This window comes from Winogradskyella sp. SYSU M77433 (assembly GCF_029911945.1).
In the GTDB taxonomy this organism is placed as follows: domain Bacteria; phylum Bacteroidota; class Bacteroidia; order Flavobacteriales; family Flavobacteriaceae; genus Winogradskyella.
Window position 1 is genome coordinate 357272 of sequence record NZ_JARYTG010000003.1, and the last position, 12691, is coordinate 369962.

Here is a 12691-nt window from a genome sequence, read left to right on the forward strand (position 1 = left end):
AACTAAATAGCATCAACTATATTAGCATAACTAATTTCCTTAAAACTTGAAATTACCTTATCCGCTAAATGATAATCCTGATGTTTTGAGTGAGGACTTTTAAAAGCCACACAATAAATACCTGCTGCTTTTGCTGCTTTAATACCATTGGTAGAATCCTCAATCACCATACATTCAGACTTATCAAAACCTGTGGATGCAGCAGCTTTTAAAAATATTTCAGGATGCGGTTTTGATTTTTCCAAATCAGCTCCACTAAATTTCGCACTGAAATATTGATTTAAATCAAATCTTTCAAAAATCTGATTAATTCCTGTCATTGATGCCGAAGAAGCCAAAACCAAATTAACTCCATTAGCATGATAGTCTTTAATTCTCTCTAAAACACCATCTATAAGCTCCAAACCATCATTCTCAAAATAGTCCTTATAATTTTTACGTTTTAAAGCTACTAAATCTTCAGGCGTTTGACTTAAACCAAATCGATCCACCAATCGTTTGCAAATATTAATCGTAGATTGTCCGGTAAAAGACGAATACAGATCTTCATCTACCTCAATGTTAACATCTTTAAACATTTGATGATAGGCTTTTCGATGCAATGGCTCAGTATCTACAATAACACCATCCATATCGAATAAAACAGCTTTAAGCATAGGAATTTTAATTTGAGGCGAAGATAAAAGGAATAAAATAAAAAGCACCAAAACATAAAATGCTTTGGCGCTTTTTTTACAAACAGTTGAGTTAATTAAACTCTACAAAGCGTTGTCCATTATTTCCTGAACAACTTCTGGATTCAACAATGTACTTGTATCACCAAGATTGCTAGTATCTTTACTTGCAATTTTTCTTAAAATACGACGCATAATTTTTCCACTTCGTGTTTTTGGCAATCCATTGGTAAACTGAATTTTATCCAACTTAGCAATAGGCCCAATTTGCTCAGTAATCAATTGATTGATTTCTTTACGTAAGTTATCATGGTTACGACTTTCACCTGTTTCTTTTAAAGTCACATATCCATATAATGCATTTCCTTTGATATCATGTGGGAAACCTACAATTGCAGATTCTGCTACTGCTGGATGCTCGTTTATAGCATCTTCAATTGGTGCAGTACCTAAGTTATGTCCTGAAACGATAATAACATCATCCACACGACCTGTAATACGATAATACCCTACTTCATCTCTTAATGCTCCATCACCTGTGAAGTATTTATTATCATACGCTGAGAAATAGGTGTCTTTATAACGTTGATGGTTGCCCCAAATGGTACGCGCCATACTAGGCCAAGGAAATTTTATACACAAACGACCATCAACTTGGTTTCCTTTTATTTCTTGTCCATGCTCATCCATTAATGCTGGTTGAATTCCGATAAATGGTAAGGTCGCATACGTTGGTTTTGTTGGTGTAGCAAAAGCAATTGGCGTAATCATAATACCTCCTGTTTCAGTTTGCCACCAAGTATCTACAATTGGTGCTTTTTTCTTTCCTACGTTATCATCATACCAGTGCCAAGCCTCCTCATTAATTGGCTCACCAACAGTTCCCAATACTTTTAATGATGATAAATCATGTTTATCTAAATAATCTACACCTTCTTTAGCTAAGGCACGAATAGCTGTTGGCGCCGTGTAAAATTGATTGACTTTATGTTTTTCTACAATTTCCCAAAAACGCCCAAAATCTGGATAACTAGGCACACCTTCAAACATTATGGTTGTTGCACCATTACATAACGGTCCGTAAACTATATAGCTATGTCCTGTAATCCAGCCTATATCTGCCGTACACCAATACACATCTTTTTCTCTATACTGAAACACATTTTTAAATGTATAGGCTGTATATACCATATAACCAGCAGTAGTATGCACCATTCCTTTTGGTTTTCCTGTAGAGCCTGATGTATATAAAATAAATAATGGATCTTCAGCATTCATTATTTCTGGTTCACATTCATGATGTGCTTCATCTAGCAAGGGCTGCAACCAATGATCGCGACCATCTTTCATGCTGATTTCTGAATTGATGCGCTTAGCGACTAAAACACTGTCTATAGACTCACACTCTTCCAAAGCTTCATCTACAATACCCTTTAAATCTATTGTTTTAGATCCACGATATGACCCATCACTAGTGATGACCATTTTACATTCAGAATCGTTTATACGTGTCGCTAATGCAGTAGATGAAAATCCTGCAAAAACCACAGAATGTATAGCACCAATACGAGCACAGGCCAAGACTGAAACCGCTAATTCTGGTATCATAGGTAAATAAATACAAACTCTATCCCCTTTTCCTATACCTTGTGCTTTTAGAACATTAGCAAATTTACAAACGCGTTCATGTAATTCTCTATACGTGATGTGTTCTGCTTTTTCACTCGGATCATTAGGTTCAAAAATGATAGCCGTTTTATCTCCACGTGTGTACAAATGTCTGTCGATACAGTTTTCAGTGATATTAAGTTGCGCACCTTCAAACCATTTTACCTCAGGTTTAGTAAAGTCCCAACTAAGAACATTATCCCATTTTTTACGCCACATAAAGTGCTCTTCTGCTATTTCCTCCCAAAACACCTCAGGATTTCTGACTGACTTACGGTAGACTTGATAATATTCTTCTAAGTGTTTAATATGATAATTACTCATGATTTAGATATGTTTATTTTAGTTATTTAAGATTTTGTTAATGAATTCCAACATGATTTTTGGCATAAACATTTTTTATTTCGTCTATAATTGCCACATCATCTATTGTTGAAGGAATGTTATATTGTTGTTCATCCGCAATATTTCGTAGTAATTTACGAAGAATTTTCCCACTTCTTGTTTTTGGTAATCGATTGACAACGTAAACATCTTTAAATGAAGCTACAGCACCAATTTCTTTTCTTACTTCTTTAATTATTTCTGTTTGAACGTTAGCCTCATCATCATTTAATCCCGATTTCAAAACAACAAGACCTAAAGGTTTTTGCCCTTTTAAATCACAGTGGACACCAAATACCGCACATTCCGCAACAGACTTATGAGAAGCAACAATTTCTTCCATTTCAGCAGTAGATAAACGGTGACCAGCAACATTAATAATATCGTCTACACGACCTGTGATAAACACGTAGCCATCTTCATCTTTATAACCTCCATCACCAGAAAAATAATAACCTGGAAATCTATCTAAATATCCTGATTTGAAACGCTCTGGATTACCCCACAAATTCATTAATGTTCCTGGTGGTAATGGTAATTTAGCAGCAACGTAACCTTCTACTCCTGCTTCTAATTCGTGCCCTTCTTCATTTAAAATTTGAATATCATAACCACTTACAGGGAAACTTGCTGAACCAGGCCTTACTTCCTGTAATTGTACACCAACCATATTAGCTAACATAGGCCAACCACTTTCGGTTTGCCACCAGTGATCAATTACAGGAACGTTTAATTTTTCGTGAGTCCACGTTAGTGTTGCTACATCACAACGTTCACCAGCTAAGAACTGATATTTTAAACATGACAAATCAAAACGCTTTATCATGTGTCCGTTAGGATCTTCTTTTTTAATTGCTCTAATTGCTGTAGGAGCTGTAAACATCACTTTTACATTATGTTCTGAAATCACTCTCCAAAATGTTGAGGCATCTGGTGTTTTTATAGGTTTACCTTCAAATAAAATAGTTGTATTTCTATTCAGTAATGGAGCATAAACAATATAGCTATGTCCTACTACCCACCCCACATCACTAGCTGCCCAATAAGTATCACCTTCATCTACTCCGTACACGTATTTCATAGAGAATTTTAACGCCGTAGCATAACCACCGGTATCTCTAATAATACCTTTTGGTTTTCCTGTTGTTCCTGAAGTATATAAAATATAAGAAGGGTGTGTTGCTGGTAAAGACACCGCTTCTGCTGAAGAGGATTTCTCTACCAATGTCTTATAATCCACATCATAATTTTGCTTTGGAATTTCAACGTTTTGTTCTCTATCAAACACAATAACATGTTCAGGCTTACTTTCAGCTTGTTTTATAGCCTCATCAACAAAAGGTTTATACGGAATAACACGTTGAATTTCGATACCATTTGATGCGGTAATTACTGCTTTAGGCTTACAATCGTCTATACGAATAGCTAATTCATGCGGTGCAAAACCACCAAAAACAACTGAGTGTATTACACCTATTCTTACACAAGCCAACATTGCATATAATGCCTGCGGAATCATAGGCATATAAATAATACAGGTATCACCTTTCTTCAGGCCTAAACTCTGTAATCCACCAGCTAGTTTAGAAACCTCTTCATGCAACTGATTAAAAGTAATATGTTGCTTAGTGTGTGTTACTGGAGAGTCATAAATAACAGCATCTTGATCACCAAAACCATCTTTAATATGTTTGTCTATACACAGATAACTTAAGTTAAGTTCTCCATCTTCAAACCATTGAAAATAGTCATGTGAATCTTTAGATAAAATAGTTTTTGGTTGCTTAAACCACTCTAATTGATCGGCTTGTTCTTTCCAGAATTGCTCTGGCTGATCTATACTTTTTCTGTAGAAATCTTGATATGGCATAGCTACGATTTTTTGGAATTAAACAAACCGAACCAATTAGGATTAAGTACTTTCAATTTAATCAACGCCCAAATGATTACCACAAAACAAATACCCATAACGATGGATAAGATTGGGCTAATTGGAGTTTGATTTTCGAACTTAAACCTAAGGTATAGCGTAGCTACAACATAGATACTAATTATAATATCTGATGCTAAAGGGTTGATACGAAACTTCATTGTCTTTTCATTTTAATTAAATACTGTTTGTTTGCACACAAAACCAATATTTAATAACCTAAAAGACTGAATTCTAATCTACAAGTTCCAATATTTCTGAAACTATTTTTTTTACTGAAAAAGGTTTAGTTAAATACTTATCGGCTCCTAAATTTAAACCCTTTTCTATGTCTGAAGCCTTATTTTTTGCAGTTAAAAATACAACTTTAGTATCCTTAAGACTGTCATTATTTTTTATTTGTGTTAAGGTTTGGTAACCATCTACATTTGGCATCATGATATCTAACAATACCACATTTGGTATTTCATGCTTTAATATCTCTAGTGCTTCACTACCATCCCTTGCAATATACACTTCAAAATCTTGTTTTTTGAAAGTATATTCTAACGACATCACTATATTAGGTTCGTCATCAACAATTAAAATTTTCTTCTTCATATAAACGTGGGGACAATTTACTTAAAAGGTAACGTAAAAACAAGCATTGCACCTTTTTTTAACCCTTTTTTAGCCCATATTTTTCCGTGATGTTTTTCTACTATTTGTTTGGTAATTGCCAAGCCCAATCCACTCCCTTGAGGCTTTATTGTATTTTGATGTTGCGATTGGTAAAATTTATCAAATATATAATCGTGATCCTCTTTCGGAATCCCTTTACCATTGTCGCTTACTGAGATTTCTACAAATTCGTTAGCTAACTTGTAATCTACTATAATTTTTCCCTTTTTAGCTTCTGTAAATTTAATTGCATTAGACAAAAGATTTGTAAGAACTTGCAAGATTCTGTCCTCATCATAATCAAGTTTAAAACTGTGTGGATTCTTATTTATGATTTCAACTTCCTTTTTAGCTGCTATATGTTTTAAGCTTGATATTGCCTTTGCTATTGTTTTTGAAATATCTTGACGAGACAAATCTAAATTCAGACGTCCTGTTTCAAGCTTTTCAAAATCTAAGATATTATTGATTAATCTCCCCAAACGGTCAGAATCCTGAAGAATATTTTTCAAAAACTGATTTTTGATATCCTTAGGCATTTCCTCATCATCCATAAGTAATTCCGTAGCTGCTCTAATTCCTGTTATTGGTGTTTTTAGCTCATGAGCCACGGTATCTAAAAACTCATCCTTTTGCCTATCCTTAGTAATCAGTTCTTGGTTAGCAGTTTTTAATTTTGAAGATAACTGCGACAGTTCTTCTGATTTTTCTAAAAGAGCTTTATTACTCACTATATTCTCTTTAGACTCCTCGAGTATTTTTAACACTTCAACAAGACTTATTTGCTCTTCTTTCACAACACTCGCTATCAGTATTTTAGCAGAAGCCGAACCTATACTTCCTGTCAATAGTTTTTCTGAAAAATTAATCAATCTAGCATCTGCTAACTGGGTATCTTGAGGTAAATCGTATTTGGTAAAAAATATTTTTAGCGCTCGATTAGCTCTGTTTTCACCCAAAAATCTCACTAAAACATTTTTAATATCAGCGACGTAAGCCTCACCTTTCCAAACCAAGGCACTATCTTGTAATGTTGTGAAATTTCTACTATCCACAAACATTTCAGCATAATTTCTTTCCCTATAATTCCCCTTAGAAGTCAACGAAAATGTTAAATAGCACAGCGTATTAATTGTAATACTCCAGAAAAACGCATGCATAGGTGGACTTAAAAAATCAATTCCAAATAAGGCATGAGGTTTTAATAGTGAAATTCCCATCAACCCATTTTGAACAAAATCATCAGTACCCGTATATGCTTCAAGAGTAAAAGGAAGCACCAAAGTATAAATGGTTACACACAAACCCACTATCATCCCAATAATCGTAGCTTTAGAAGAGCCTCGATTCCAATACAATCCAATGAAAAACGAAGGAGCTAACTGAGCAATAATAACAAAAGAGATAAGACCTATAGAATAAAGCGACAGTTCTTTGGAAAACGATATATAAAAAAAGTAAGCAAATATAATTATTGTGAAAATTGATATTCTACGAATGGTTTTTATGTATTTTGAATTTCTTTCAGGTTGATTTCTAATGAATTTATCCAAGAAACCATAAGGAATCACCAAGTTATTACTCACCATAGTCGAAAGTGCTAAAGTAGAAACTATAACCATTGATATCACAGCTGAAAAGCCGCCCAAAAACACAAGAGTTGCTAAAAAAGAATTGTCATGCTGAAGCGGCAGTAATAAAGTATAGTATTCAGCATTTGCCGAGTCCCCAAAGGTTAACTTTCCTGCCCAAGCAATAAATATTACAAAAAGATTAAACAGTAGTAAATACAATGGAAACAACCATATGGCTTTCTTTAAATGTTTTTCTCTATTATTTTCTAATACAGCAACTTGAAATTGTCTTGGCAATAGAAAAACCGCTATAAAAGATAATCCTAAAGTAAAAAACCAATTAAATCCTCCCTTAAGTCCATCAATATTCGTTAAGGCTTTAAAATTATCGGTTTTAGAAATTTGATCATAAATATCCGTTGTACCATCAAACAAATAAAAGGTTATATATACACCTATTGCAATGAAAAAGACCAACTTTAATATCGACTCAAAAGCCACTGATGCAATAATACCTTTATGTTTTTCAGAAGCATCTGTTTTTTGAGTTCCAAAAAATGTAGCAAATACAGCAAGAAGTAAAGCCACATAAAACGTAGAATCGTCTATAGCCGAAGTTGAAACATAACTGGTTTCATCAGACATTATTTCAAAAGTTTCAGATACCGCTTTTAACTGTAACGAGATATAAGGAAGTGTTCCTAAAAGACATGTAAAAGTAACCAAAGCACCGAGAAAACGATTGTTACCATAGCGTAATGAAATAAAATCCGCAATAGAGGAAATCTTGTGTTGCTTTGATATTCTTATGATTTTTCGAAGTACTACAATCCACAGAGGAGCTGCAATTACAGGCCCTAGATAAATCGGTAAAAAATTAACACCAGAATTTGCTGCTATACCTACACTTCCATAATACGTCCAAGCGGAACAATAAACCGCCAAGGACAAGGTGTATACATAAGGATTATTAACCCACTTGCTCTGTTTCTTTCTTTCAGCAAGAAAGGCAATGTAGAACAACACTGCCAAATACACTACAATTATGACTACCAATGCATAATTACTCATAGTGACGTTTTAAAACAATGTAAGAAATAATCAATGATATTAACCACACTAAAAAAATAAATAAGTAAAATACAGGTACACCAAGAAACTGGCCATCAATACTGAAAATCAATACAAAAGGCACATTAAAAATTAAAAACAAAGCTATAGAGAGAACTATCAGCTTTTGTTCATGGCGTTTTTTCATAAGTATATTCTTGATACTAATATAAGGAAAATCAGCACTACAAAGTAATGCTGATTATACCTTCTGAATAAAACTTTATTCAGTACTAATTAAAAACTAAATATTAATGTGCTGATGCTTCTCCTGCACCAGAAGGAATCCTAATATTTTCAACCATTTCCTGAACATCTTGAGGAGGTGCTGCTGTTAATCTCGATACAACTACAGAGATAACAATATTCACACACATAGCAATGGTACCAAAACCTTCAGGAGATGTTCCAAACCACCAATCTTCACTAGTTCCTCCACCAAACATATTCAATTTGAATTTCATCATGTAAAACAACATCAATACAATTCCGACAACCATACCAGATATAGCACCTTGGCTATTCATACGCTTATCAAAAATACCCAAAATAATCGCTGGGAAGAATGATGCTGCCGCTAATCCGAAGGCCAGCGCAACCACTGCCGCCACAAAACCTGGTGGATTAATTCCAAAATAACCAGCAATTAAGATTGCTATAAAAATTGAAATACGAGCCCACATTAATTCACCTTTATCAGAAATGTCTGGTTTTAATTGCTTTTTAATTAAATCGTGAGAAATAGATGTTGAGATCACAAGTAATAAACCTGCTGCGGTGGATAGAGCTGCAGCCAACCCACCAGCTGCAACTAATGCAATAACCCAATTTGGTAATTTAGCAATTTCAGGATTTGCTAATACCATAATATCTCTATCCACATAAAGTTCGTTTGCAGAAGTGTTAGCGTTAGAGATCATACGCTGACCATACTCCCCTCTTGCATCAGTGTAAACTGGCTTTTTACCATCTATAGAGCTTCCATTAACGTATTGTATTTTTCCATCTCCATTTTTATCTGCCCAAGCAATAAGACCTGTATTTTCCCAGTTTTTGAACCACTCAGGGATTTCAGTATATTCAGTATTACTTACTGTTTCAATTAAATTTGTTCTAGAAAAAACTGAAATAGCTGGAGCTGTTGTATAAAGTATAGCTATAAACAATAATGCTAATCCTGCCGATTTACGTGCATCTTTTACCTTAGGAACTGTAAAGAAGCGTACAATTACGTGTGGAAGACCAGCAGTACCAGTCATTAAAGCTAGTGTAATAGCAAATACATCCCAAGTTGACTTTGTCCCACTCGTATATTCGTTAAAACCTAGTTGGGTGTGAAGTTTATCTAATTTATCCAACAAGAATTCACCACCTTCTACTGTTCCTCCCATACCTATTTGAGGAATTATATTTCCTGTCATTTGCATAGAAATAAAGAAAGCCGGCACCATAAACGCAAATATTAAAACACAGTATTGAGCTACTTGTGTATAGGTAATCCCTTTCATACCTCCTAACAATGCAAAAGTCAATACTACTGCCATACCAATGATAACACCAAGGTTAATATCTACTTGTAAGAACTGAGAAAATACAATTCCCACACCTCTCATTTGACCAGCAACGTAGGTAAATGACACAATTAAAGCACAAATTACCGCAACTGTTCTTGCAGTGTTAGAATAATATCTGTCACCTATAAAATCTGGCACTGTGAATTTACCGAACTTCCTTAAATAAGGTGCTAAAAGTAAAGCTAGAAGCACATATCCACCAGTCCATCCCATCAGATAAACCGAACCGTCATAACCTGCAAAAGAAATTATACCAGCCATACTAATAAAAGAGGCGGCACTCATCCAATCTGCAGCAGTTGCCATACCGTTTGCTAAAGGAGAAACTCCACCACCAGCAACGTAAAATTCTTTTGTTGAGCCTGCTCTAGCCCAAATTGCTATTCCAAAATATAGAGCGAAAGTAAGCCCTACTAATATCCATGTCCAAGTTTGTACACTCATAATCTTTTTTGATTTTTTTTTAGTTAAGGGTTACTCGTCGAAACCGTATTTTTTATCTAATTTGTTCATTAATCTTACGTAAACGAAAATAAGAACCACGAATACATAAATTGAACCTTGCTGTGCAAACCAGAAGCCTAGTTTGAAACCACCAAGTTTAAATTCGTTTAAGGCATCTTTAAACAAAATACCACATCCATAAGACACCACGAACCATATTGTTAACAATACAATTAAGTATCTGAGGTTTTCTCGCCAGTACGCTGTTGCGTGTTGTTGTTTTTCACTCATAATTAATATTTAGTTAGTTATTATTAAATAAATTCTTGAGCCCGATTTTACAAGAAAATCATAGCTTGCACTGTAAATATTCCTGTTGCATCTGCATCACCAACTTTACTGTTAGCATATTCAAAACTCAATTTTGAATGATGACCTGTGAAGTATACATTTGCTCCAAGTTTAAATTCATTAGCATTGTCATCGATAACATCTATTGCTCTTGTAGAGTAAGCCAAATAAGGTTGGAATCTTGTTTTTGTTTTATCACCAGGCAGTACATAACCAACGTGACTATAAATCATATTACCAGTTGTATAAGGTCCTAAAATGAAATCTTCACCATAATCATTATTTTGATAAGTAGCGTAGGCTGTAATTGCCGATCCATTCTCTCCAATTGGTGCATCATAGAAAACATCAGCTGCAAACAAAAGGACATCATCACCTTCTCCATTAGGAAGCACTACACCGTTAGGATGACTGAAGAAACCAGCACCCACATTCAACACTTTTTTAGCCCCCAAGTATGTTCCTACTTTGTATGGTAAAGCGTTAGATTCTTGGTCCAATAAATTAACATCTACATAACCCTGAATAACTTTTCCAGCCTCATCAGCTCCAAGCACCTCTCTTCCTCTATAAACTGTAGCCGTACCAACATCTCTTGAAGAAGCATCATTATCTAAAGTATTTGTGTTTGCTTCGTTCAATGCAAAACGATACTGAACTTTTCCTAGTTTACCTTTAATATAAACACCTATGTGGCGTGCAAACTGATCTGACAGACCTATAGTAGACCATGAAGATCTATTATTATCCAAGGTCAACATATTTAATGTACTCTGATTATTTAAACGAGAAATACCGTTCCAATAGTGAAGACCTGCACCTACATAAAAATCTTTAGCGACCTTATATTCACCCCAAAAATCATGGAAGAATAGTTGAGCGCTAGCATCTTTACCAACCGGACCAGTATTATTACCATTTAAACTATTAAGTCCAAAATGAGTAACTAGAGAAAATCTATCACTGAATTTTATCCAGCTTAGAATTCTAGCTCTTCTTACACTAAGTGATAATTGTTCGGTACCATCTGGAGCATCACCATTATATTGTGCCCAAAATTGTCCCCAAGAAATAAATCTCATGTACTTAGTACCGTCGTCGTTAAAATTAATTCTGTAACCTTTCCCATAACCTGTTTCAGGTTCTGATTGGGAAAACCCAGAAAAGAAGCATAGTGCAAATAACACTATAAAACAATTAAGTCTTTTCATAAAGCTTAGAAATTAGTTAGTTATTAAATATTAGTTTTGTGTGCACCACTAATCTCTAAAAAACAAATGCTTAACAAAAAGTTAATATACTTAATTGTTAAAATACTATACTAATCCTTGAATCTCTCCCATTTTATAAGCATAAATTTATCTCCTAACTCAGTTACAACAACTCCTGCTCCTTTTATATTTTCAGGTTGCTGAAAGAATTTACCGAGCTCATGAGCATTTAGTATTTTATAAGTAGGGTGATAATTAGAATTATAAGGACGTTTGATATTATATTTTTTCACCCAATTCATCACACTAACATGAGAGACACCCAAAATACGCTCAATCTCTCTATAGGTTAAACCCTCTAAATAAAGCTGCAATGATTTGTTTACATAATAGTCGTCAACTTTCTTTCCCATCTTATTTACGGTAAAAAAATAACCACACTTTTTACATTTATAGCGTTGTCTTTCTTTTACAACACCACTCTTAATGTATTGGTCAGAACCACAATTTGGACACAGATCAATTATCATATATATTATTTTAGCATAAATATACTATTTTAGCAACAAACAAAGTAAAATAATCTTAATTAATTAAAAATACCGTAAATACTCGTGTTTAAAATTGAAAGATTACAATATTTAAGCATGTAAATTTATTAAAATGATAAAACCTCTAAAATCATAAATTTTAGAGGTTTCCATTGTAAGAAAATATTTATGTGTTCTTAAGTTAACTTAGGATTAAAATATTCGTCTTCTTCTTCAGTTAATATTCTTGAATGAATAATAAACCTTAGACCTAACGGAATCTCTAAAGAAAAACTTGCCCCTCTTCCTTTAGTAATATCGATTGTTAAGTGTGTATGCTTCCAATATTCAAACTGATCTTGGTTCATATAAAAAGGAATTCCTTCAACCTCACCAAGAAAAATATCACTCTCATCTAAATACATATCATCCTTTTCAAAAATCATAGGTGCGGATCCGTCACAACAACCTCCACTTTGATGAAAAATCAAATCTCCGTGTTTAGATTTTAATTGCTTTACAATTTCAACTGCCTTATCTGTAATTTCTACTCTTTTCATATTATAATGTAATAAAAAAGG

11 protein-coding genes are annotated in these 12691 nt (G+C 34.0%); all 11 read right to left on the reverse strand.

Features of this window, described 5'->3' with window-relative positions; genetic code table 11:
- Nucleotides 1–2 precede the first annotated feature (2 nt).
- The 11 genes from QGM60_RS07665 to QGM60_RS07715 all read right to left on the reverse strand — a co-directional run bounded on the left by QGM60_RS07665 (nt 3) and on the right by QGM60_RS07715 (nt 12670).
- A complete protein-coding gene (locus QGM60_RS07665; protein WP_281139654.1) occupies nt 3–656 on the reverse strand; it encodes an HAD family phosphatase in 654 nt (217 codons plus the stop codon).
- A 102-nt stretch (nt 657–758) separates the two neighbouring features.
- Entirely contained in the window at nt 759–2666 is a 1908-nt protein-coding gene (gene acs, locus QGM60_RS07670) for an acetate--CoA ligase (RefSeq protein WP_281139655.1), read from the reverse strand.
- A gap of 37 nt (nt 2667–2703) precedes the next feature.
- On the reverse strand, nt 2704–4596 hold the full coding sequence (locus QGM60_RS07675; RefSeq protein WP_281139656.1) for an acetate--CoA ligase: 1893 nt from the start codon (nt 4594–4596) through the stop codon (nt 2704–2706).
- A gap of 2 nt (nt 4597–4598) precedes the next feature.
- Nucleotides 4599–4817: a hypothetical protein gene (locus QGM60_RS07680; protein ID WP_281139657.1), complete on the reverse strand. Its 219-nt coding sequence runs from the start codon at nt 4815–4817 to the stop codon at nt 4599–4601.
- Nucleotides 4818–4890: 73 nt separating this feature from the next.
- A complete protein-coding gene (locus tag QGM60_RS07685; protein WP_281139658.1) occupies nt 4891–5256 on the reverse strand; it encodes a response regulator in 366 nt (121 codons plus the stop codon).
- 17 nt (nt 5257–5273) lie between these two features.
- Nucleotides 5274–7961 (reverse strand): sensor histidine kinase, encoded by a 2688-nt coding sequence (locus QGM60_RS07690; RefSeq protein ID WP_281139659.1) that lies wholly within the window; start codon nt 7959–7961, stop codon nt 5274–5276.
- A gap of 290 nt (nt 7962–8251) precedes the next feature.
- On the reverse strand, nt 8252–10018 hold the full coding sequence (locus QGM60_RS07695; protein WP_281139660.1) for a sodium:solute symporter family protein: 1767 nt from the start codon (nt 10016–10018) through the stop codon (nt 8252–8254).
- Nucleotides 10019–10048: 30 nt separating this feature from the next.
- Entirely contained in the window at nt 10049–10309 is a 261-nt protein-coding gene (locus tag QGM60_RS07700; RefSeq protein WP_281139661.1) for a DUF4212 domain-containing protein, read from the reverse strand.
- A gap of 47 nt (nt 10310–10356) precedes the next feature.
- Complete coding sequence (locus tag QGM60_RS07705) at nt 10357–11580, reverse strand: hypothetical protein (protein WP_281139662.1); 1224 nt, start codon at nt 11578–11580, stop codon at nt 10357–10359.
- A 110-nt stretch (nt 11581–11690) separates the two neighbouring features.
- Nucleotides 11691–12110: a helix-turn-helix domain-containing protein gene (locus QGM60_RS07710; protein ID WP_281139663.1), complete on the reverse strand. Its 420-nt coding sequence runs from the start codon at nt 12108–12110 to the stop codon at nt 11691–11693.
- Nucleotides 12111–12307: 197 nt separating this feature from the next.
- Nucleotides 12308–12670: a DUF779 domain-containing protein gene (locus tag QGM60_RS07715; protein ID WP_281139664.1), complete on the reverse strand. Its 363-nt coding sequence runs from the start codon at nt 12668–12670 to the stop codon at nt 12308–12310.
- Nucleotides 12671–12691 lie beyond the last annotated feature (21 nt).

What these genes read in the sequence shown, in the direction of transcription:
- QGM60_RS07680 (WP_281139657.1), bottom strand. Translation starts at nt 4,817, where the DNA reads ATGAAGTTTCGTATCAACCCTTTAGCATCAGATATTATAATTAGTATC.
- QGM60_RS07690 (WP_281139659.1), bottom strand. Translation starts at nt 7,961, where the DNA reads ATGAGTAATTATGCATTGGTAGTCATAATTGTAGTGTATTTGGCAGTG.
- QGM60_RS07705 (WP_281139662.1), bottom strand. Translation starts at nt 11,580, where the DNA reads ATGAAAAGACTTAATTGTTTTATAGTGTTATTTGCACTATGCTTCTTT.
- QGM60_RS07695 (WP_281139660.1), bottom strand. Translation starts at nt 10,018, where the DNA reads ATGAGTGTACAAACTTGGACATGGATATTAGTAGGGCTTACTTTCGCT.
- QGM60_RS07710 (WP_281139663.1), bottom strand. Translation starts at nt 12,110, where the DNA reads ATGATAATTGATCTGTGTCCAAATTGTGGTTCTGACCAATACATTAAG.
- QGM60_RS07665 (WP_281139654.1), bottom strand. Translation starts at nt 656, where the DNA reads ATGCTTAAAGCTGTTTTATTCGATATGGATGGTGTTATTGTAGATACT.
- QGM60_RS07685 (WP_281139658.1), bottom strand. Translation starts at nt 5,256, where the DNA reads ATGAAGAAGAAAATTTTAATTGTTGATGACGAACCTAATATAGTGATG.
- acs (WP_281139655.1), bottom strand. Translation starts at nt 2,666, where the DNA reads ATGAGTAATTATCATATTAAACACTTAGAAGAATATTATCAAGTCTAC.
- QGM60_RS07715 (WP_281139664.1), bottom strand. Translation starts at nt 12,670, where the DNA reads ATGAAAAGAGTAGAAATTACAGATAAGGCAGTTGAAATTGTAAAGCAA.
- QGM60_RS07700 (WP_281139661.1), bottom strand. Translation starts at nt 10,309, where the DNA reads ATGAGTGAAAAACAACAACACGCAACAGCGTACTGGCGAGAAAACCTC.
- QGM60_RS07675 (WP_281139656.1), bottom strand. Translation starts at nt 4,596, where the DNA reads ATGCCATATCAAGATTTCTACAGAAAAAGTATAGATCAGCCAGAGCAA.